The sequence below is a fragment of the Microbacterium sp. Root322 genome, from assembly GCF_001425645.1.
Taxonomy (GTDB): domain Bacteria; phylum Actinomycetota; class Actinomycetes; order Actinomycetales; family Microbacteriaceae; genus Microbacterium; species Microbacterium maritypicum.
Genome location: NZ_LMCS01000001.1, coordinates 470,196 through 491,018, shown reverse-complemented (window position 1 = coordinate 491,018; position 20,823 = coordinate 470,196). Strand labels below are relative to the sequence as shown.

Genomic DNA, 20,823 nt, shown 5'->3' with positions numbered 1-20,823 from the left:
ACCGCATTCCCGTCAGCGCGGAAGCAAAGCGCTGCGCAGCGTGTCGAGGCCGACACCGCCCATGTCGAGTGCGCGCTTGTGGAAGTCCTTGAACGAGAACGCATCGCCTTCGGCTGCGCGGACGCCGTCACGGACCTGTTCCCAGATACGCTGACCGACCTTGTAGGACGGCGCCTGACCAGGCCAGCCCAGGTAGCGATTCACCTCGAACTGCACGAACTGATCGGACATGTTCACGTTCCGGCGCATGAAGTCCAGTGCGTACTCGGCGTCCCAGACACCCGTGCCGTCGAGTCGAGGCTTGCCCAGGTGCACGCCGATGTCGAGCACCACGCGGGCAGCCCGCATGCGCTGTCCGTCGAGCATGCCGAGACGGTCGGCGGGATCGTCGAGGTAGCCCAGCTGCTCCATCAGACGCTCGGCATACAGAGCCCAGCCCTCGGCATGACCCGAGGTGCCGGCGAGCAGACGGCGCCAGGAGTTGAGCTCGGCCCGGTTGTACACGGCCTGGGCGATCTGGAGGTGGTGTCCCGGCACGCCCTCATGGAACACCGTGGTCAGCTCGCGCCAGGTGTCGAACTCGGTGACGCCCTCGGGGACCGACCACCACATGCGGCCGGGGCGAGAGAAGTCGTCCGTCGGCCCGGTGTAGTAGATGCCGCCCTCCTGCGTGGGGGCGATCATGCACTCGAGAGTGCGGATGGCCTCCGGGATGTCGAAGTGCGAGGCGCCGAGCTCGGCGACAGCGCGGTCGCTTGTCTCCTGCATCCACCTCTGGAGCGCGTCGGTGCCGACGAGCTTGCGGGCCGGGTCGGCCTCGAGGTGGGCGACGGCCTCTTCCACGGATGCACCGGGCAGGATCTCGTTCGCGATCGCGGTCTGCTCCGCCACCATGCGCGCGAGCTCCTCGCGCCCCCACTCGTACGTCTCATCGAGGTCGATCGTCGCCCCGAGGAAGCGACGGGAGTTGAGCGCATACAGGTCGCGTCCGACTGCGTCGACCTCGCCCGTCGCGGGAGCGAGCTCTTCCACGAGGAAGCGACGAAGCTCGTCGTAGGCGACCCGTGCCGCGGCGGAGTTGTCGGCGAGGCTGCGCGCGAGCGAAGCGGGCAGCTGCCCCTCGTCGGGATCGGCATCGGCCACGAAGGCGGCGAAGAAGCCGTCGTCGGCCGTGTAGCGGTCGATCTGCGTCGCGACCTCGACGACCTGGCGTCGCGCCGGCGTCACGCCCTCGGCGATACCGGTCCGCAGGGTCTCGATGTAACCGCGCAGTGCCTCGGGGACCGCGGCGAGCCTCGTCGCGACCACATCCCAGTTCTCGACGGTCGCGGTCGGCATCAGATCGAACGCCGCGCGCACATCCTGTGCGGCCGAGGCGATGACGTTGAGGTCCCGCAGATGCCACTTCGCGTCGTGCAGCTCGAGGTCGAGACGCAGCTCGGCTCCGAGGTCGGTCTTGGTGACCTCGTCGATCGCATCGACCGGCTCGAGTGCGGAGAGCTTGTCGAGCGTTGCGCGGGTCGCCGCGGCGATCTCCTCGTGCCCCGCCGGGCTCAGGTCGCCGAAACGGTCGTTCACCTCATCGCGGCCGATATACGTCCCGAGCGTGGGCGCCAGGACCGCGATCGTGTCGACCCATTCATCGGCGACGGCGTCGATGGCGGAGGGGGTTCGGGGAGCTGAAGTCATAGCTGTCAGCCTAATCCCCGGCCCCCTTCCGCCGCCGGACCTCAGTGCGCGGCTTCGTTCCAGTCGCGACCGCGTCCGACCTGCACGTCGAGCGGCACCGACAAGTCGGCGGCGTCACCCATCCGCGCCCGCACGATGCGCTCCGTCGCTTCCCACTCCCCGGGAGCGACCTCGACGACGAGCTCGTCATGGATCTGGAGCAGCACGCGCGAGGAGAGCTGCTCGGAGCGGAGATCATCGTGGATGTGCAGGAGCGCGATCTTCATGATGTCTGCGGCGCTGCCCTGGATGGGGGCGTTGAGGGCCGCGCGCTCGGCGTTCTCGCGCAGCACCCGGTTCGGGCTCGCCAGGTCGGGAAATGGACGGCGGCGGCCGAAGATCGTCTCGGTGTAGCCGACCTCCTTCGCCTTCATGACCGACGCGCGCAGATAGTCGCGCACCGCGCCGAACCGAGCGAAGTACTCGATCATGAGCTGCTTGGCCTCGGACTGCTCGATGCGCAGCTGCTTGGAGAGGCCGAACGCGGAGAGCCCGTAGACCAGGCCGTACGACATCGCCTTGACCTTGGTGCGCATGGCCGCCGTCACCTCGCTCGGCTCGACTCCGAAGACCCGCGCACCGACGAAACGGTGCAGGTCTTCCCCGCTGTTGAACGCCTCGATGAGGCCTTCGTCGCCGGAGAGGTGCGCCATGATGCGCATCTCGATCTGCGAGTAGTCGGCGGTGAGAAGCGCCTCGTAGCCCTCGCCCACCTCGAACGCGCTGCGGATGCGACGGGATTCCTCGGTACGCACCGGGATGTTCTGCAGGTTGGGGTCGGTGCTGGAGAGACGCCCCGTCTGGCTTCCGGTCTGCACATACGTCGTGTGCACCCGGTGATCGTCGCCGATGGCGGTATCGAGCGACTCGATGATCTGACGCAGCTTGGTGGCCTCACGGTGCTGCAGCAGCAGGTTCAGGAACGGGTGGGGGTTGCTCTCCTGCAGGTCGGCGAGAACCGCGGCATCCGTCGAGTACCCGGTCTTGGTCTTACGGGTCTTCGGCAGCTGCAGGTCTTCGAACAGGACCTCCTGCAGTTGCTTGGGCGAGCCGAGGTTGAACTCGCGTCCGACCACGGAGAAGGCCTCCTGCGCGAGTGTCTCGGCGCGGGCGGCGAGCTCTCCGGAGAACGTGGACAGCACGTCGTGCGAGACCGCCACGCCCGCGACCTCCATGTCGGCGAGGGTGAGCAGCGTCGGCAGCTCGATGTCGACCAAGACCTTGGCGACCGGCTCGGGGATGTCCTCCCGAAGAGCATCGGCGACACGCAGCGCGAACCACGCCTCCTGCGAAGGCGTCGCGCCCTCGGTCTCGGGCACGAGCTGCGACGGGTCGGCCTCGGGGAGCTTCTCGCCCAGGTAGCGCTCGACCAGGTCGGAGAGGGTCTTGTCCGGGAAGCTGGGTCGCAGCAGCCAGCCGGCGAGACTCGTGTCGTACGAAAGGCCGCCGAGGCGGATGCCTTGACGGATCAGTGCCTTCACCTGCGCTTTCGCGTCGTGGAGCACCTTCGGCGCGTCGGACTCGAGCCATCCGCGCAGCGCCTCGGGCGCGGCTTCGGTCCAGTCGGATTCGCGGAGCTCGGTCAGGGTGGCGGCACCGATGCGCACGGGAACTCCGCCCTGTGTCGTGACACGGAGGGAGACTTCGCCTTCCTGTGCCGAACCCCAGGCAGCGAGCTCGGCGGGCGTCACCTCCACAGGCACAGGAAGGACGACCACGGATGCGGGATCGTCGGCGACCTCGCCCGCACCGACGGCCTCGAACACCCGCGGGAGCAGCGTGCGGAACTCCAGGCGGGCGAAGATGTCACGCACGGCCTGGGCATCGATCGGCGCGACCGCGAGATCGGCAGGGCCGACGGGAAGCTCCACGTCGGTGAGCAGACGGTTGAGTTTGCGGTTGCGGCGCACGTCGTCGATGTGATCGCGGAGGTTCCCGCCGACCACACCCTTGATCTCGTCGGCTCGGGCGATCAGTTCGTCGAGCGACCCGAACTGCGTGAGCCACTTGACGGCGGTCTTCTCCCCCACCTTCGGCACACCGGGCAGGTTGTCGCTGGTCTCTCCGACGAGAGCGGCGATGTCGGGATACTGCTCCGGCCGGACCCCGTAGCGCTCCTGGACGGTCGTCGGGTCGTAGCGCTTGAGCTGGGAGACGCCCTGCACCGACGGGTACAGCAGCGTGACATCGTCGTTGACGAGCTGGATCGTGTCGCGGTCGCCCGAGACGACGAGCACGTCGAAGCCCTGTTCGGCACCCTGAGACGCGAGCGTGGCGAGGATGTCGTCGGCCTCGATCCCCTCCTTCGTCAGCACCGGGATCGACATCGCGGTGAGGCACTCCTGGAGCAGGGGGATCTGCCCCTTGAACTCCTGAGGCGATTCGGAGCGCGTGGCCTTGTACTCCGGGTACTCGTCGGTGCGGAAGGAGTGACGCGAGGTGTCGAAGGCGATCGCCAGATGCGTCGGCTGCTCGGCCTTGATGAGGTTCACCAGCATCGACAGGAAGCCGTAGATGCCGTTCGTGTGCTGGTTGTCTTTGGTCGTGAAGTTGTCGACCGGGAGGGCGAAGAAGGCACGATAGGCGAGCGAATGGCCGTCGACGACCATGAGGGTAGGCTTTGCGGAGTCCGTCACCCTGTCAGCCTAACGAGGACGACAGACACCCGCTGAGGAGGATGCATGAGCGACGTCGCGACGAGCGAGGGACTCGACTGGGCCACAGCCCGCGGAATGGGCGCTCTGGCCGAGAAGATGGGCATGGAGTTCGTCGAATTCAGCGTCGACCGCTGCGTCGCGACGATGCCGGTCGAGGGCAACACGCAGCCTGTCGGACTCATGCACGGCGGCGCCTACGTGGTCCTCGGGGAATCCCTCGGATCGATGGCGGCCAATCTGCACGCCGGTGCCGGACGGCTCGCCGTCGGCGTCGACATCAACGCGACGCACACGCGTTCGGCGACGTCGGGCGTCGTCACCGGCATCTGCACCCCTGTCCACCTGGGACGCAGCATCACCGTGCACGAGATCGTGGTGACCGACGATCAGGGGCGACGTTGCTCCACGATCCGCATCACCAACATGATCAAGGACCTTCCCGCCGGGCGCTGAGCGGTTCCTCCAGCAGTCGCTGGAAGAGCAGGTGGTCCTGCCACTCCCCCGCGATACGGAGGTACTTCGGCGCCATCCCGATGCGCTCGAAGTCGTTTCCTCGCAGCACGCTCTGGGAGCCGAGGTTGTGCACCAGTGTGGCCGCCTGCAGCCGATGAAGTCCCAGTTCCGTGTGCGAGTACTCGATGATCTGCGCGACGGCGCGGTGCGCGAGCCCACGACGCAGCCGCGAGACGTCGACCCAGTAGCCGAGATCGGCGCTCCAGAACGCACCACGGACGATGTTGTTGATGTTCATCCGTCCGCGGATCTCACCGTCGTCGGACGCGATCACGAAGCGGACGCTGCGACCTGCGGACGCATCGTCGACGCACTGCTGCGCGTGCTGCTCCTGCGACGCGACGGTGAAGAACGCCTCCGTGCGTGAGGGCTCCCACGGTGCGAGGTGCTCGCGGTTCGCCAGATACGCCCTCGAGAGCGCGGCGCCATCTCCGAGGCGCACGGGCCGCAGGATGTGCTCGGTATCGAGCCGGATGACCCCGGCGCTCACCCTTACTTCTTGGGCGCGAGCTGCTCGATGATCGCCTTGGCGACGTCCTGCATCGTCAGACGGCGATCCATGGAGGCCTTCTGGATCCAGCGGAACGCCTCGGGCTCGCTCAGGCCCATCTTCTCGTTGAGCAGACCCTTGGCCCGATCGACGAGCTTGCGGGTCTCGAAGCGCTCGACCATGTCGGCCACCTCGGCCTCGAGCGTGATGATCTGCTCGTGCCGAGCCAGCGCGATCTCGATCGCCGGCAGGAGGTCGTTCGGAGTGAACGGCTTCACGACGTACGCGAGAGCACCGGCCTCGCTGGCACGCTCGACGAGCTCCTTCTGGCTGAAAGCCGTGAGGAGCACGACGGGGGCGATGTTGCCCTTGTGCAGCTTCTCGGCGGCGCTGATGCCGTCGAGCTGAGGCATCTTGACATCCATGATGACGAGGTCGGGGCGCAGCTCGGTCGCCAGAGCGACCGCGGTCTCTCCATCACCGGCCTCACCGACGACATCGAAGCCGTTGTCGCGGAGGATCTCGACGATGTCGAGACGGATCAGCGACTCATCTTCGGCGACGACCACGCGTCGGGGTGCGGATGACGTGGGCTGCTCAGCCTGCTCTTCTTGCTCTGTCACAGAACCATCCTAGTGGAGTGCCCCTGTCTGCAGGCCGTAACCACTCTGCGCGGAGGATCACTCCCCCTCCCCTGCGCTAAAGTCATAGACGCGACACACGAGCCGGCGTGGCGGAATGGCAGACGCGGAGCACTCAAAATGCTTTGTCCGAAAGGGCGTGTGGGTTCGAGTCCCACCGCCGGCACCCTTGCAGCGCAGATCACCTCAGACGACGGCGCGCCCTTGAAACGAGGATGAGCGCGGCGCCGATCGTCATCATCATCGCTGCGCTGATGAGCAGGGGCGGCAGGCCGCTCGTGTCGCCACCCGTTCCCGCCAGACCACCATGCGGGGGTGCGCCCGGATCCGACGGACCCGGAGCGGGAGGAGGGCTGGGCGCCGGAGTCGGGATGGTGAGCGCGGCAGAGGTCGCCGTGGCCGGACTGTAGCAGTCCGCCGTACCGGAGACCGCCACGCTGATGTCTCGACCGACGTCGGCGGCGACCAGGGTGTAGGTGCTCGAGGTTGCTCCGTCGATCGGCTGGCCGTCGCGGAGCCACAGGTAGTCGATCTCTGTCGGCACGGGGACCCATGGGGCAACGTCGACGGTGAGCTCGCTCCCCTCGCTCGGTGTCCCGCTGATGATGGGGGCTGACGTGGCGAAAGTCTTCAGACTCACACGGATCGTGTAGTCGGCGGTGTCCCGAGTGATGGTGTCGGGTGTCGGTGTCACACCGTTGAATGCCTGGATCGTGAAGCCGAAGTCGCCGTCGATGGTCGGGACGCCCGCGATCTCGCAGGTATCGCCGTTGAGCGTGATTCCCGGGGGCAGCACGCCGCTGATGATCTCGTAGAAGCTCGGTGGCGGTGTACCCGTGGCGGTGACGACGTCGCTGAAGGCTTCGCAGCTGAGCGCCGTGAACGCCGTGCCGACGATGTCCGGGGAGCGCAGCGGCTGAAGCGCCGTGATCCCGGGAGTCGACTCGCCGGTGACGGGGTTGTATGCGTATCCGCTGACGAATATCGTCCCCCCGTCGGTCGCAGCTGTGATTCCGATCGGCGATATCTGAGACGGGGCGAAGGCGGTCGGGGGGATGGTGTCGAGCACCGCACCGCTCGTGTCCGAGATGACGATCGTGCCGTCGTACTGCACGGTGAAGAGTCGGTCGTTCGGGCCGAGAGTGGTCTGCGCGGCATTCGGGAGTGCGGTGACGGCGAGGCCCCCGCCATCCGTTCCGACTCCGACGAGGACCGAGTTGCCGTCGGCGAGGCTGTACGCCGAGAAGTGAAGCCGACCGTCGGCGGCGAGGTTCAGGTTGAATGCGGCGTAGCTGATCTGCAGGCCCGGCAGCGGCGCCGCCGGTCGAGCCGTGCCGTCCGAGGAGTAGCTTGCGATCTCGTTCGGGGAGGCGCCCGCGTTGATGGTGTAGATCGTGCCGTCCTCGGCAAGGGCGAGCCCCGCGAGGCTGCTGTCCTCGCTGCCGGTGAGCACGGTCGTGTTGAGGGTCACCCCCACCGGGTCGTACGTGGTGACCTGCCATAGCCCGGTCATGTTGTTTCGTTCCAGGACGTGCGGATTCTCCGCAGCATCCAATGCCAGACCTGTCGGCGAGGTGTCGGGGTTGTACCAGGAGGCAAGGCGCGATCCGGTGTCGCTGTCACGGATGATCGCTTGAGACGAACCCGAGGAGTAGTTCGCGATCCCGTAGATCTCACCCGCCGTCGTGGCGAGAATCGTCGAAGGAACCAGGAACCCGGTGGGCTCCGATTGGGTGGTGTTCCAGCTCCGGACAACGTGGTAGGAGCCGTCATCCCCGAGCGGAGGCGGCACGGCGGCGTCGGCTGCTGCCGCCGTGGCGAACACGACGGCCACACCCAACACAAGCCCTGTCCATACTCGAAGTCTCAGGTTCGTTCTCACGATGTCTTTGCTCTCCTCATCGGAAAAAGTCGGTCGCCCCGGTCGGTGGAGCGATGGTCTGCGGTGCGTCGCCGGCTCACAGGGACGCGGCGGTCCCGTCGTGCGTTGGGACGACATCGGCGGTGTGATACTGGAACACGAGGCGGGCCGGCACGGTCCCCGCCAGCACCTCGTCGACCGATGCGTTGACCTGGTCCAGCTCACGGGGCTCGGTGACGACCCGCGTCCGTCCGGCGGCGTGAAGGTCGAAGACCTCGGCCAGATCCTGCCTGGTCCCGACGATGGAGCCGATGATGCTGATCCCCTTGAGCACGGTGTCGAAGATCGGCACCGTGAGCTCCCCACCGGCGGGGAGGGATACCAGCACGAGCCTGCCGCCGCGGTTCAGAGAGCGGAACGCCTGGTCGAAGACCGCGGGCGCGACCGCGAGGACGACGACGACGTCGGCACCACCGAGATCTCGGATCGCAGCGACAGGATCGGCGTCGGCGGCGTTCACGACGTGGTCTGCACCCAGCTCGGATGCCAGGTCGAGTTTCTCGTCGGTGATGTCCACCGCGATGACCTTGGCGCCCACCAGGCGGGCGTACTGCACCGCAAGGTGCCCGAGCCCCCCGACACCGAAGATCGCGACCGTCTCGCCCGGCGTGACATGCGCGTTCTTGATCGCCGCGTAGGTCGTGACTCCGGCGCAGGTGAGCGGTGCGGCGTCGATCGCGGTGACGCCGTCCGGAACGGGAACGGCGAAGCGGGCGTCTGCCAGCATGTACTCGGCGTAGCCGCCGTCGACGGCGTAGCCGTTGTTGTACTGGCTCTCGCAGAGGTTCTCCCGACCATCGACGCAGTACCGGCATTCGCCGCATGCGTGGCCGAGCCAGGGCATCGCGACTCTCTGTCCGACCGTGCGGCTGGTCACGCCGTCACCGAGCTGTTCGACGATGCCCACGCCTTCGTGCCCCGGGATGAGCGGGAGCGGGGGCTTGACCGGCCAATCTCCGCGCATGGCGTGGATGTCGGTGTGGCACAGTCCGCATGTCTCCACCCGGACCAGGACCTGTCCCGGACCGGGCTGTGGGATCGGACGCTCTTCCACCTGCGCCGGTGCACCGAACTCTGTGACGACTGCTGCTCGCATCATTCCTCCTGGACGGGACTCGTGGATGCTTCAAGCCTGACGCCGCCGGACCTTCTTCCCCGGGTCGAAGGTCCCACCGTGCCGGGCGCTCAGCGGACGAGCACGGTGACAGTGGAGGGACTCGAGAGGACCTCTTGGCTGGTCGAACCGAGGAGGAATCGGGCGATCGCGCCACGGCCGTGAGAGCCGATGACCGTGAGACGCGCGTCCCGCGAGAGGCGGTTGATGACGGTTGCGGCATAGCCGCGCTCGACGACTCGATGCACCTCGAGCTCCGGATACAGGCGAGGGATCCCCTTCAGAGAATCCGTCAGTGCCTCCTCCGTCACCTTCTGCATGCCGGAGAGATAGTCCGCAGGATAGGCCGACATGTTGAGCGGCAACGGGACCGTGACCCAGGTGTTGACCACGGTGAGCGGATCGCCGGTGCGCGCGGCTTCTGCCGCGGCGAAATCGATGAGCTTCCCGGAAACCGCGGATCCGTCGACGCCCACGATCACGCCCCGCCGACCGGCGAGATCGATGTCGGGAACGACGACCACCGGGCAGTGGGCACCTGCCGCCACACGGATGCCGTGGTGGATGCTGCGCGCACCTGCATGATCCCCCCGGAAGTCGCTTCCGATCACGAGGAGATCGAACACCATCGATGCGCTGATCAGTTCCTCCACCGGGTTTCCTCGCGAGACCACGGTGTCCGCCTTCACCCCGTGCGCCCTGACCCGCTCCGCTTCGCGTTCGAGCAACGTCTGCGTCAGGCTGATGGCCTCGGCGACGACCGCCCCTTCGCCGACTGTTCCGATCGCGCCGCCCACCACAGAGAGGAGTTCCACCCTGCTGAGCCGTTCATTCGCGCGGCGCGCCGCCCACTCGACGGCTCGTCGGGAAGCAGAAGTATCGACGACTCCGACCAGGATGCTCTCTTGCATGAGTGGTTTCCTTTCAGGGGGCGAAACGTGCGCGGGGTCGGGGCTCGGGACTGATCGGTACTTCTTCTCCGTGGGCGGGAACGCGCGCCGGCCACCCCAGCTCGTGTTCGATCCGAAGCCGCAGCGCGTCGGCGGCGGCGGGTTCGCCGTGCGTGACGTAGACGGCACCGGGCGCGTGCGAGGCGCCCCGCATCCAACGGAGCACGCCATCGGCATCGGCATGCGCGGACATCGAGTCGATCGCCACGACCTCGGCCTCCACGGCGATCTCTCTGCCGAATAGGCGCAGCGTGCGCGCGCCGGACAGGAGACGAGCTCCGCGTGTACCGCCGGCCTGGTACCCGGTGAGGACGATCGCATTGCGCTCATCAGGGGCGTAGGCCTGAAGATGGTGGAGGATCCGCCCGCCTGCGAGCATTCCGCTGGCCGAGATGATGATCATCGGCCCTCCGCGCAGATTGAGCAGTTTCGAGTCGTCGACGCTGTGGATCGGCGTCGCGAGCCCATACAGCCGATCGACCTCTTCTCGGGACAGCCGATGTTCCTCCGGGTGGCGTCGATACACCTCGGCGACGCTGATCGCCATCGGGCTGTTGACGTAGATCGGCACATCGGGGATCTCACCGCGGTCCCGCAGGCGGGACAGATGCAACAGCACCGTCTCGGTGCGTCCGACGGCGAAGGCGGGGATGAGCACCACACCGTTGCGACGCACCGTGCGCCGCACGATGTCCCCCAACGACGTTTCCGGGTCGACAGTGCTGTGTGCGCGATCTCCATACGTGGATTCGGTCACGAGGACGTCGGCGCCTTCGAAGGGGTGCGGCGGCCGCATGAGGGGGTCATCGGTTCGTCCGAGGTCACCGGTGAAGCACAGCCGACGACCGTCGACGTCGACATATGCGCTCATGGCGCCCAGGATGTGACCGGCCGGATGAAGCACGACGCCGGTCGCGCCGGATATAGATGTCTCCTCCCCTTCCGGCACGATGACGAACCGTTCCACGGCGCGCTCCGCATCCTGCGTCGTGTAGAGAGGTCGGGGATGCTCATGCCGAGACCACTTGTGCTTCGCCGCATGCCGTGCATCCTCCTCGAGCAGATGCGCACTGTCCATGAGCATGATCCGGGAGAGGGAAGCCGTGCCGGCACTCGCGTAGATGCGACCCCCGAACCCGTCTCTGACGAGTGCCGGGAGGTACCCGGAGTGATCCAGATGCGCGTGGGTGAGGACCACCGCGTCGATGGAATCCGGAGGGACCGGAAACGGTGCACGATTGCGCTCGCGGAGCACCTTGAATCCCTGGAACAGCCCGCAATCGACGAGGATCCGCGAGGAAGGGGCACTGACGAGATAGCGGGAGCCGGTCACCGTATCGGCGGCCCCGAGAAAGGTCAGGCTCGCGGCACTGCCCTTCGTCGCGGTCATGGTCGTGACCGGCTGCTCGCTGCCGACGATCCCGAGAGCGCCTCGAGGGCGAGTGCGGCACCCCAGGCATGGGCGCGTTCGAGCTCACCGGCGAGGAGCCGGCTGTCCTTGTCGACCAGGAAGCTCTCGGGGCGGACGAGCTCTCGCAGCCCCCGCTTCCGCAGCCGCGTGCTGATCGCCGTCGCCGCCGAGCCGGTGAAGATCCTCGGCATGTCGACACGGGTGTCGAACGCGGCGAAGCCGGACACCGCGCGCGGGTCGGTCTCGATCCACTCCCGGATCCCGGTCGCTCGGCTTCCCTGCTCGAGCGCCAGGTGCTTCCCGAGGTCCTTGGCCCACATCTCGGCTTCGCGCCGGGAAGCGGGTCTGCTCAGCGAGTGGGCGTGAGTGGGCGCTCCGACCACGAGGACGCCGTGCTCATTCGGGGGAACCTCATCGCGCACGTCGACGAGGGCGGCGACGAGATGCTGCCGCACACCGTCTGCGATCGCCTCGGCCACGCGACGGGTGTTGCCGAAGAAGGACTCGAAGACGATGTCCGTGGACGGGGCGTCGGTATGCGCGTATCCACCCGTCACGATCGCGTTCCCTCATGCAGGAGAGCGGTGATGTCGATCGGCTGAGTGGGGGGAAGCTGCAGATCGGCGGGATCGATCACGAGTGGACGATGTGCGGCGAAGGTCGAGTCGGCCATGATGCTCCTCTGACGGTGGTGGGAGTGCCCCGACGAGACATGCTTCTCCCGTGCGGTGCCACTGTCAGGGTCGAACGTCCCATGAACGTTCACGACGGATCGAAGCGTTCCCCCGTCGCTCGATCGGAGAAGTGCTCCGTGGCACCGTAGACGGCCGCCTGCGTGCGACGCTGCATGCCGAGCTTCGCGAGGAGACCAGAGACGTAGTTCTTGACCGTCTTCTCGGCGAGGCCGAGGCGCTCGCCGATCTGACGGTTCGTGAGTCCTTCCGCGATCAAGCGCAGAATCTGGCTCTCGCGCAGGGTCAGCGGCGCCTCGGGGGCGGGAGGGGCCGTCGCGCGAGAAGCGAGCTCGGTGCGCACACGCGCTGTGACTGCCGGAGGCGTCAAGTCCTCACCAGCCGCCGCCCGGCGGATCGAGTCGATGAGAGAAGTGCCACGGATCGTTTTCAGGACATACCCCGACGCGCCGGCGATCACCGAGGCGGCGCTCGCCGCGTCGTCGTCGAAGGCCGTGAGCATGAGGCATCGAATCCCGGGGTGCGCCGATCGGATGCTCCGGCAGAGGTCCACGCCGCTGCCGTCCGGGAGCCGCACGTCGAGCACGACGACGTCCGGCGAAGTCGCCTCCACCCGCCCGAGCGTGCCGCGCACGGTGCCGGATTCTCCGACCACCTCGAGCCCCGGCTCCGCGTAGAGGATCTGCGCGATTCCGCGACGGACGACACTGTGGTCATCCACCAGGAACACGCCGATCATCGGGAGCCCGTCGTCTCCGCCTCGAGCGGCGCCCGCCAGTGGACCCTCGTGCCGCCGAGGTCTCGGGCCGCGACCGTGCACGTGCCGCCATGCGCTCGCGCGCGCATCTCCAGATTCGCCGTCCCGCTGACGCGCTCCGGGTTCTCGGGCATACCGATCCCGTCGTCGTCGACGACGACCGTGACATGGGATGCCGTGACGGCGACGATGACCTCCGACGTCGTGGCGCGCGCATGGCGGGCGACGTTGCTCAGCGACTCGCGCACCACGGCGACGATGTCCTCACCGAGTGCGCCGGTGACAAGGAGATCGACGGGACCGGAGAACGAGACGCGGGGAGCGCTGCGAAGACTCGGGGTGAACTCGCCCACCACGTCGAGGAGACGATGACGGACCGACTCGGGGTCCGTGGTCTGAAGAGCGAAGATGGCCGTGCGGAAGTCGGAGATGGCCGCGTCGATCTCTCCGGCGTGCGCGGAGATTGCTTCGGCTCGATCAGGCGTGGTCGCTGCCAGCGCCTGCAGGCCGAGCCCTGTTCCGAACAGCCGCTGTATGACGTTGTCGTGAAGGTCTCGTGCGATCCGGGCACGATCCTCGATCAGATCCAGCCGCTGACGGTCAGCACGCGCATGCGCGAGGGCGACGGCGATGCCCGCTTGCGCGGCGAACTCGGAGAGCACCGACAGATCCTCGGACGAGAAGTGCTTCTGCGTCGCGTCGCGGACCACGCATAGGGCTCCCGCGGGCGTGCCCGCGACGAGAAGGGGGACGGCGATGGTCGATCCTCCGGAGAGATGCCCTTCGAAGGAGGGCGACTCGGCAGGATCGGCGTTGGAGACGACGCTTGCGCCGCTCATCGCCCGGGCGATCAGGGAATCGCCATCGGGAACCTCCGTGCCCTCGAGCCGATCGGCACCGACTCCTCGGGCTGTCTCCACGTGGTAGCGCCCCTCCTCGGCTCCTGGCGCAACGATCAGCACCAGGTCGGCATCGATGACGGAGGCCACCTTCTCCGCCACCACGCCGAAGACGTCACCCGCGTCCGCCGAGAGCAACGCCGCGGAGATCTCAGCGAGGGCGTGGCTGAGGCGTTGAAGGCGCTGGGACTCCTCATAGCGACGCGCATTGTCTATCGCGATCGCGGCCGTGGTCGCGAGGGCGAGCACCAGCTCTTCGTCTTCGTCGGTGAATTCGCCGCCCGTGCGGTTGGTGAGATACAGATTCCCGTATATCTCCCCGCGCACCCGGATCGGAACACCGAGGAACGTGCGCATGACCGGATGGTGCGGGGGCAACCCCACCGATCGCGGATCGGCACCGAGGTCGACCAGGCGGATCGGATGCGCGCTCTCGATGACCGCCCCCAGCACACCATGCCCCTCCGGAAGATCACCGATCCGATCAGCGACGTCATCCGGCATCCCGACGTGGATGAACTGCTCCAGGCGCCCCTCGCGGTCGATCACACCGAGCGCGCCGTATTGCGCATCCACCAGGGTCACGGCGGCCTCGGCGATGTGGCGAAGAACCTGTTCGAGGTCGAGGTCCTCCACGACGATCTGGCTCGCACGGAGCAGGCTGCGCAGTCGGCCCTGGGCGCTGAGCACGTGCTGAGCTCGTTCTACCAGCTCGCCGATCGTGCTCTCCAGCTCGGATCGGCGCTGGTCGGGGAACCGAAGCTCTTCGTCGTCCATCACCCCCACTTTCCGCGGCAGTCATTGCCGACACTACTCTCGAAAGGCCTCTGCGGGACCTTCGACTCTTCAGACTCGACCTCCCTCATCGGACGATGGCATTCCACCGAGAGAGGAAGCGCGCGAATGCCTGCACGATATGTCCTGGCGCTCAAGGGACGCGGTGGCGAGGAAACGGCGCATGCGTGGGCCGAGTCTCATGCTGCCGCGGCCGGCGTCCCGGTCGTCCGCGTGCATGTGGCGACCGGAGACGATGCGGATTTCGCGCACCCCGAACCGCACAGGACGACGGACGTCATACTCCCGAGGGGGCCCGTGCCGGAGCATCTCGCCCGCTTCCTCCAGGATGATGACGCCCTGGTGATCAGCACCGGCAAGACGGGGTTCATCCACAGCCGTGTCTTCGGCACCATGAGTCTGCGCATCGCAGCGGTGGCGCGCTGCGCCGTCGTGGTCGTGCCGCACCTCGATCTGCGCTTCCGCTCAGGGGTCGTCGCCGGGGTGAAGGCCGATGACCTGCTCGATCCCGTCGTCCGCGCGGCATCCGACGAGGCCGCACGGCGCGGGGAGCCGCTGCAAGTCGTGCATTCCTCGTTCTCCGGGATCGTTCCGGCGCCCGTGGAGACGTCGGCATCCGCGCTGGAGCAGGCGGCCGCTCTCGTCCAACGGCTGCACCCTCGGGCCACGCTGCGAACGCGCGAGACCGTGCGGCCGCCGGCGGAAGCGCTGTTGGACGCCTCCCGGAATGCCGCACTCGTCGTCATCGGCGCAGGGCACGCGCATCGCAGCGAGCATTCCCTCGGACCTGTCGTCCAGGACGTCCTCGTCAACATCAACGCACCCGTCCTCATCGTGCCCGGCGATCGGGCCCACCACTCGGGATGAGCCGAGACCACACCGTGGGACGTTCGCCTCTGCGAGCCGCTCCCGCGGGGTGAATCCTGGACGGATGACAGACATCGTCGAGCCGCTCCCCATCGTCGTCGGCGTCGATGGCTCCGCCGCCTCCGTGGAGGCGTTGTCGTACGCGGCGCGCATCGCCGCTGCACTCGATGTCCCACTCGCGGCGGTGACCACCTGGACGTATCCGGTGATGCTCGATCCGTTCGATCCCGGCACCGAATGGTCTCCCAAGATGGATGCGCAGCGGTGCCTCCTCGATACCGTGCGTGCAGCGTTCCAGGGATCGCCTCCGGAGCATTTCTCGCAATCGGTCGTTCCCGGCCGCGCCGCAGAGGTGCTCATCGAACAGAGCGACCGGGCGTCGATGCTCGTCGTCGGCAGTCGTGGACATGGGGGATTCGCCGGGCTGCTCCTCGGCTCCGTCAGTGCGGCGTGCGCGGCCCACGCCCGCTGTCCGGTGCTCGTCGTCCACACACCGATGCCGCCCGCTGTCACATCCGAAGCCCCTCGGGCCTCCGCTCCCCCGGGACAGCCCTGATCGTCACGGCCGAGAGAAGAGAGAGGAACCGCACTGCCCCTGGAGCGCGGCCCCTGTCCCTTTTTCTCGGAGCAGCCCTCCCGATGCGGGCGACTCCCCCCCTCTTTTTCCCAGAAGGCGAGGATACGACGCGAAGGCCGCCCCACGGTGGGTCTTTGGTCCCGTGACGAGTCCTGTTCCCGTGCGAGTCGCGAGCTGTACTGTGAGCTGCACGTCCGCACCCGTTTTGATGGCCGCCCCGCCGCCCGACAACGAAGAGAGGGACGAATGCACCGAGTGTTCCTGGTCGACGATCACGAGATCGTGCGCCGCGGCATCGCCGGACTCCTCGACGCGCACCCCGATCTGACAGTGGTCGGGGAAGCATCGACCTGCAGCGAGGCGGTCATCCGGATCGCCGAGACGCTCCCCGACGTCGCCGTCCTGGACGTGCATCTCCCTGACGGCAGCGGTATCGATCTGTGCCGCCACATCCGCCAAGCCCATCCGAGCGTGCGATGCCTGATCCTGACCGCATTCGACGATGACGACGCGCTCGTCGCCGCCGTCATGGGCGATGCCTCCGGCTACCTGTTGAAGAGTCTGCACACCGATGAACTCGTGCGTGCCGTCTGCGCCGTGGCCGACGGAGAGTCACTGCTGAATCCCTCGATGGTTCGCCGCATCACCCATCGCGTGCGCGACGCCCGCACAGAGGACCCTCGTTACGGATCGCTCAACCTGCGCGAGAAGCAGACGCTCGCGCTGATCGCCGAAGGGCTGACCAACGCTCAGATCGGCGACCGTCTCGGGCTCGCGGAGAAGACGGTGAAGAACTACGTCTCCTCCGTGCTCAGCAAGCTCGGGCTGGAGCGCCGGACGCAGGCGGCCGTGCTCGAGACGGAGCGGACGGCCGGAATCGGGTCTCCCGGTGCGCCGTCGGCGCCACCTCATCAATAAGGGCGGACGACGATGCGGTTGTCGACCTCGGTCACATGCGGAGAGGCCCAGGCCGCTTCCACAGCCTGATTCTTCTCCGCCCATGATCGGACGGTGCCGGTGAGCATGACCGAGGTGCCCGAGACCGCGACCTCGATCGTGTGCGCGTCGACGAGCGCGTTGCGCCTGATCGCGCCGCGGATGCGTTCCTCTGCATCCGCCGCCGAGGGCCGGGCGGTGAGCGTGATCATGCTGTTCACGGTTCGCACACCTTTCAGATGCTGCACCGCGCGCTTCGCGGCGTGCCGCTCGTAGTCCCAGTCCACCTCCCCCATGAGGCTGACGTCGCCGCCCTCGATCACCGCCTTCACGCCGGGAGGGACGTCAGCGGCAGCGCGAAGAGCGTGCTCCACCTCTTCCGCGACGGCGGTGTCGGCCATGCGTTCGTCCGGCGACGACGGCAGGACGAGGTGGTCGATGACGGCATTCACGCCGCGCACGCGCAGGGCGGCGTGTCGTGCCGCCAGGCGCTCGGTGTGGCTGTCGACTTCACCGGAGAGGGCCACTGTGCCGTCTTCGACCGCGACGCCGATCCCTGCGCTGTCGACATCGGGGGTCCACTCCAGTTCCTGCTGGACCGCTCGCTGGAGGTCTTCGTCATCGATGCGGGTGGTGGATGTCATGGTGCTACTCCTTCTGATCGTGGTGCTCGGGTTCGACGGAAGGCGCAGAGATCCCGCGGTCACCGCCGTTCGGGGTGGAGGCGCTGTTCCAGGTCCACCCCGCGATCTCAGGCGCATCTTCGCCGTGCGCGCGCGTGTAGGCCCGCGCACGAAGCCGCGCATCCTGCATCTCCTGTCGCAGCACCGCGTGCGTGGAGGCGAGGCCGGGCACCCGGTCGATCACGTCGATCACGAGGTGGAACCGGTCCATGTCGTTCATCATGACCATGTCGAACGGTGTCGTCGTGGTGCCCTCCTCGATGTAGCCGCGCACATGGAGGTTGTCGTGTCCGTGCCGCCGGTACGTGAGGCGGTGGATGAGCCACGGGTAGCCGTGGTAGGCGAAGATCACAGGCCTGTCCTCAGTGAAGACGGCGTCGTACTCCCGGTCGCTGAGTCCGTGCGGATGCTCGCCCTCGCTCTGGAGCCGCATCAGGTCGACCACGTTGACGACCCGGACGCTCAGCCGAGGCATGCGCTCACGGATGATGGCTGCTGCGGCGAGGACCTCCAGCGTCGGGACATCACCCGCCGCCGCGAGGACGACGTCCGGTTCCTGATCCGTCCGCTCGTTCCCGGCCCATTCCAGGATGCCCAGCCCCCGTGTGCAGTGTTCGATGGCCTCCGACATCGTCAACCAGTTCGGCGCCGGCTGCTTGCCGGCGACGACGACGTTGACGTAGTCGACCGAACGCAGACAGTGATCGTAGGTCGACAGGAGCGTGTTGGCGTCGAAGGGCAGGTAGACGCGCACCACATCCGCTTTCTTGTTCACCACGTGGTCGATGAATCCCGGGTCCTGGTGCGACAGCCCGTTGTGATCCTGACGCCAGACGTGTGAGCTGAGCAGGTAGTTCAGTGAGGAGATCGGGCGGCGCCAGGGAATGCCCTTCGCGGTCTTCAGCCATTTGGCGTGCTGATTGAACATCGAGTCGACGATGTGCACGAACGCCTCGTAGGAATTGAAGACTCCATGGCGCCCCGTCAGCAGGTAGCCCTCGAGCCACCCCTGACATTGGTGTTCGCTGAGCATCTCGACGACGCGGCCGGCCCTGGCCAGGTGGTTGTCGTCATCGATCGGCCACAGCGCGGCGTTCCACTGCTTGTCCGTGACCTCGAAGACGGCGTCGAGACGGTTGGAGGCGGTCTCGTCGGGGCCGAAGATCCGGAAGTCCTTCGGGTTGGCCGCGATCACATCGCGCAGCCAGGTGCCGAGAACGCGGGTGGCCTCGCTGACGGACCCTCCCGGAGACGGGACATCGACGGCGTAGTCGCGGAAGTCCGGGAGAACCAGGTCTCTGCGCAGGAGGCCGCCGTTCGCCACGGGGTTGGCACTCATCCGCGCATCTCCCTCCGGCGCGAGAGCGGCCACGGACGCCCTGATCGAACCCGCCTCGTCGAACAGCTCCTCCGGCCGGTAGGAGCGCATCCAGTGCTCGAGCAGCTGGGTGTGCGCGAGCGTGTCGCGGGCGTCCCGAAGGGGAACCTGGTGCGAACGCCAGTTGTCCTCCGCCGGATGTCCGTCGATCACCTTCGGGCAGGTCCACCCCTTGGGTGTGCGCAGCACGATCATCGGCCAGGCGGGACGGGCGTTGAGCGCGCCCGACGCCGCATCCGCCTTGATCTGCGCGATCTGGTTGAGCACCTGATCCAGGGTGTGCGCGAATCGTCTGTGGACTTCGAGGGGATCCTCACCGTCGAAGCCTCCGGAGACGAGATACGGCGTGTGCCCGTACCCGCGCATCAATTGCAGAAGCTCCTCTTCGGGGATGCGGGCGAGCACGGTCGGATTGGCGATCTTGTAGCCGTTCAGGTGCAGGATCGGCAGCACCACCCCGTCGTGCTGGGGATCGAGGAACTTGTTCGAGTGCCATCCGGTCGCCAGGGGCCCGGTCTCGGCTTCGCCGTCGCCGACGACGGCGGCGACCAGCAGGTCCGGATTGTCGAATGCGGCCCCGTAGGCGTGGGCCAGCGAGTAGCCGAGCTCGCCACCCTCGTGGATCGACCCCGGGGTCTCCGGTGCCACGTGGCTGGGGATCCCCCCGGGGAAGGAGAACTGGCGGAACAGCGCGCGGACGCCGTTCTCGGTGCGAGGGATCGCGTCGTACACCTCGCTGTATGTGCCGTCCAGGTAGGCGTTGGCGACCATCCCGGGCCCTCCGTGACCCGGCCCGGCGACGAAGAGGACATCGAGCGCACGCTCCCGGATGACGCGGTTCAGGTGGGCGTAGATGAAGTTGAGGCCGGGCGTGGTCCCCCAGTGGCCGAGCAGTCGCGGCTTGATGTGGTCGCGGGTGAGCGGCTCGCGCAGCAGAGGGTTGTCGAGCAGGTAGATCTGCCCCACCGACAGGTAGTTCGCTGCACGCCACCAGGCGTTCAGAGCCTCCAGCGTCGGGGGTGACGGTTCGGTCAGCTCGATGCTCGGCCAGCTGAGGGCTCCGGACGCACTCATCGCGTTTCGTCTCGGAAGGGGGTTCGCGTCATGAGCACGAGTACATCTCCGTTCGCTCGGGCGCTCCAGTGCCGAAGGTCCCGAGCCGGTCCACGAGACCCTCGGACGGCGTTCGCCGCAGACCCTTTCGCCACACGACCTCTGGAGTGAGGTCGGTGTGACCTTCGTCCCGGGGATCGCGCACCGGACCCGCGATCGTGGGGGGATGGAGACCACACCGACCGACCGCATCATCGTTGGCGTCGATGGCTCGGCGTCATCCGTCGAAGCGCTGCGCTACGCCGCTCCCCTGGCAGACGCCCTGAACAGACCTCTGCACGTCGTCACCACATGGACCGCACCACCCATCGATCCCTATGCGGCCATCGAGTGGTCGCCCGAACAGGACGCCGAGGAGATTCTCGGTGAGAGCATCCGGAAGGCCTTCGGCGGACGACCACCCGCCGGACTGACCCAGCGGACACTGCTCGGTGCTCCCGCACGAACGCTCATCGGACTGAGCGAGAACTGCTACATGCTCGTGCTGGGCAGTCGCGGTCACGGAGGGTTCGCCGGATTGCTCCTGGGATCGGTCAGCGCCGCATGCGCGGAACACGCGCACTGTCCCGTCCTGATCGTCCACACACCGAAGACCGCAACCGCAGACGGCGACCACACTCGACTCTGATCCCGAGAGGCCCTCTCGACGCCAGGACGACGAAGCCGGTCTTGCCCGCCGGTGCCGACGGACATCTGCGTGC

At 67.3% G+C, this 20,823-nt stretch carries 18 protein-coding genes and 1 tRNA gene; 6 read left to right on the top strand and 13 right to left on the bottom strand.

Features of this window, described 5'->3' with window-relative positions; genetic code table 11:
* Positions 1-12: 12 nt before the first annotated feature.
* Both ASC55_RS02345 and polA read right to left on the bottom strand, forming a co-directional pair.
* Entirely contained in the window at positions 13-1,689 is a 1,677-nt protein-coding gene (locus ASC55_RS02345; protein ID WP_055868209.1) for a DUF885 domain-containing protein, read from the bottom strand.
* 41 nt (positions 1,690-1,730) lie between these two features.
* Positions 1,731-4,364 carry a DNA polymerase I gene (gene polA / locus ASC55_RS02340; protein WP_055872520.1) on the bottom strand — a complete coding sequence of 878 codons (2,634 nt, stop codon included), beginning with the start codon at positions 4,362-4,364 and terminating at the stop codon, positions 1,731-1,733.
* A 45-nt stretch (positions 4,365-4,409) separates the two neighbouring features.
* Here polA and ASC55_RS02335 point away from each other — a divergent pair, with 45 nt between their 5' ends.
* Positions 4,410-4,838 (top strand): hotdog fold thioesterase, encoded by a 429-nt coding sequence (locus ASC55_RS02335; RefSeq protein ID WP_055872519.1) that lies wholly within the window; start codon positions 4,410-4,412, stop codon positions 4,836-4,838.
* On the opposite strand, the gene ASC55_RS02330 is transcribed toward ASC55_RS02335, so the two are convergent.
* Positions 4,813-5,388 (bottom strand): GNAT family N-acetyltransferase, encoded by a 576-nt coding sequence (locus ASC55_RS02330; RefSeq protein WP_082524201.1) that lies wholly within the window; start codon positions 5,386-5,388, stop codon positions 4,813-4,815. The genes ASC55_RS02335 and ASC55_RS02330 overlap by 26 nt on opposite strands.
* A gap of 2 nt (positions 5,389-5,390) precedes the next feature.
* Complete coding sequence (locus ASC55_RS02325) at positions 5,391-6,011, bottom strand: ANTAR domain-containing response regulator (protein ID WP_017830602.1); 621 nt, start codon at positions 6,009-6,011, stop codon at positions 5,391-5,393.
* A 101-nt stretch (positions 6,012-6,112) separates the two neighbouring features.
* On the opposite strand from ASC55_RS02325, the gene ASC55_RS02320 reads away from it, so the two are divergent.
* Positions 6,113-6,195, top strand: a tRNA-Leu gene (locus ASC55_RS02320).
* 15 nt (positions 6,196-6,210) lie between these two features.
* On the opposite strand, the gene ASC55_RS02315 is transcribed toward ASC55_RS02320, so the two are convergent.
* The 7 genes from ASC55_RS02315 to ASC55_RS02285 all read right to left on the bottom strand — a co-directional run bounded on the left by ASC55_RS02315 (position 6,211) and on the right by ASC55_RS02285 (position 14,550).
* Positions 6,211-7,863 carry a hypothetical protein gene (locus ASC55_RS02315; RefSeq protein ID WP_055872518.1) on the bottom strand — a complete coding sequence of 551 codons (1,653 nt, stop codon included), beginning with the start codon at positions 7,861-7,863 and terminating at the stop codon, positions 6,211-6,213.
* Positions 7,864-7,987: 124 nt separating this feature from the next.
* A complete protein-coding gene (gene adhP / locus ASC55_RS02310; RefSeq protein ID WP_055873133.1) occupies positions 7,988-9,046 on the bottom strand; it encodes an alcohol dehydrogenase AdhP in 1,059 nt (352 codons plus the stop codon).
* Between the two features lie 89 nt (positions 9,047-9,135).
* Positions 9,136-9,975: a universal stress protein gene (locus ASC55_RS02305; RefSeq protein ID WP_055872517.1), complete on the bottom strand. Its 840-nt coding sequence runs from the start codon at positions 9,973-9,975 to the stop codon at positions 9,136-9,138.
* Positions 9,976-9,988: 13 nt separating this feature from the next.
* Complete coding sequence (locus ASC55_RS02300) at positions 9,989-11,404, bottom strand: MBL fold metallo-hydrolase (protein ID WP_055872516.1); 1,416 nt, start codon at positions 11,402-11,404, stop codon at positions 9,989-9,991.
* Positions 11,401-11,982, bottom strand: coding sequence for a flavodoxin family protein (locus ASC55_RS02295; protein ID WP_055872515.1), 582 nt, complete (start codon positions 11,980-11,982; stop codon positions 11,401-11,403). Before ASC55_RS02295 ends, ASC55_RS02300 begins: the two co-directional genes overlap by 4 nt.
* A 205-nt stretch (positions 11,983-12,187) precedes the next feature.
* Entirely contained in the window at positions 12,188-12,856 is a 669-nt protein-coding gene (locus ASC55_RS02290; protein WP_055872514.1) for a response regulator, read from the bottom strand.
* The gene (locus ASC55_RS02285) at positions 12,853-14,550 is read right to left on the bottom strand and encodes a sensor histidine kinase (protein ID WP_055872513.1); all 1,698 of its coding nucleotides are present in this window, start codon (positions 14,548-14,550) and stop codon (positions 12,853-12,855) included. The genes ASC55_RS02290 and ASC55_RS02285 overlap by 4 nt, the downstream gene beginning before the upstream one ends.
* A 315-nt stretch (positions 14,551-14,865) precedes the next feature.
* On the opposite strand from ASC55_RS02285, the gene ASC55_RS02280 reads away from it, so the two are divergent.
* The 3 genes from ASC55_RS02280 to ASC55_RS02270 all read left to right on the top strand — a co-directional run bounded on the left by ASC55_RS02280 (position 14,866) and on the right by ASC55_RS02270 (position 16,930).
* Positions 14,866-15,435: a universal stress protein gene (locus tag ASC55_RS02280; protein ID WP_235563072.1), complete on the top strand. Its 570-nt coding sequence runs from the start codon at positions 14,866-14,868 to the stop codon at positions 15,433-15,435.
* Positions 15,436-15,499: 64 nt separating this feature from the next.
* Positions 15,500-15,991 carry a universal stress protein gene (locus tag ASC55_RS02275; RefSeq protein WP_055872511.1) on the top strand — a complete coding sequence of 164 codons (492 nt, stop codon included), beginning with the start codon at positions 15,500-15,502 and terminating at the stop codon, positions 15,989-15,991.
* Between the two features lie 267 nt (positions 15,992-16,258).
* A complete protein-coding gene (locus ASC55_RS02270; protein WP_055868178.1) occupies positions 16,259-16,930 on the top strand; it encodes a response regulator in 672 nt (223 codons plus the stop codon).
* Here ASC55_RS02270 and ASC55_RS02265 read toward each other — a convergent pair.
* Positions 16,924-17,592, bottom strand: a complete 669-nt coding sequence (locus ASC55_RS02265) for a BON domain-containing protein (protein WP_055872510.1) — start codon at positions 17,590-17,592, stop codon at positions 16,924-16,926. The genes ASC55_RS02270 and ASC55_RS02265 overlap by 7 nt on opposite strands.
* Positions 17,593-17,596: 4 nt before the next feature.
* Complete coding sequence (locus tag ASC55_RS02260; RefSeq protein WP_055872509.1) at positions 17,597-20,083, bottom strand: phosphoketolase family protein; 2,487 nt, start codon at positions 20,081-20,083, stop codon at positions 17,597-17,599.
* 205 nt (positions 20,084-20,288) lie between these two features.
* On the opposite strand from ASC55_RS02260, the gene ASC55_RS02255 reads away from it, so the two are divergent.
* Positions 20,289-20,750 (top strand): universal stress protein, encoded by a 462-nt coding sequence (locus tag ASC55_RS02255; protein WP_055873130.1) that lies wholly within the window; start codon positions 20,289-20,291, stop codon positions 20,748-20,750.
* Positions 20,751-20,823: the final 73 nt, after the last annotated feature.

Excerpts from the sequence above, each read along its gene's own strand:
- ASC55_RS02300 (WP_055872516.1), bottom strand. The coding sequence starts at position 11,404 with ATGACCGCGACGAAGGGCAGTGCCGCGAGCCTGACCTTTCTCGGGGCC.
- ASC55_RS02345 (WP_055868209.1), bottom strand. The coding sequence starts at position 1,689 with ATGACTTCAGCTCCCCGAACCCCCTCCGCCATCGACGCCGTCGCCGAT.
- ASC55_RS02275 (WP_055872511.1), top strand. The coding sequence starts at position 15,500 with ATGACAGACATCGTCGAGCCGCTCCCCATCGTCGTCGGCGTCGATGGC.
- ASC55_RS02260 (WP_055872509.1), bottom strand. The coding sequence starts at position 20,083 with ATGAGTGCGTCCGGAGCCCTCAGCTGGCCGAGCATCGAGCTGACCGAA.
- ASC55_RS02290 (WP_055872514.1), bottom strand. The coding sequence starts at position 12,856 with ATGATCGGCGTGTTCCTGGTGGATGACCACAGTGTCGTCCGTCGCGGA.
- ASC55_RS02270 (WP_055868178.1), top strand. The coding sequence starts at position 16,259 with ATGCACCGAGTGTTCCTGGTCGACGATCACGAGATCGTGCGCCGCGGC.
- ASC55_RS02305 (WP_055872517.1), bottom strand. The coding sequence starts at position 9,975 with ATGCAAGAGAGCATCCTGGTCGGAGTCGTCGATACTTCTGCTTCCCGA.
- ASC55_RS02255 (WP_055873130.1), top strand. The coding sequence starts at position 20,289 with ATGGAGACCACACCGACCGACCGCATCATCGTTGGCGTCGATGGCTCG.
- ASC55_RS02335 (WP_055872519.1), top strand. The coding sequence starts at position 4,410 with ATGAGCGACGTCGCGACGAGCGAGGGACTCGACTGGGCCACAGCCCGC.
- ASC55_RS02285 (WP_055872513.1), bottom strand. The coding sequence starts at position 14,550 with ATGGACGACGAAGAGCTTCGGTTCCCCGACCAGCGCCGATCCGAGCTG.
- adhP (WP_055873133.1), bottom strand. The coding sequence starts at position 9,046 with ATGCGAGCAGCAGTCGTCACAGAGTTCGGTGCACCGGCGCAGGTGGAA.
- ASC55_RS02265 (WP_055872510.1), bottom strand. The coding sequence starts at position 17,592 with ATGACATCCACCACCCGCATCGATGACGAAGACCTCCAGCGAGCGGTC.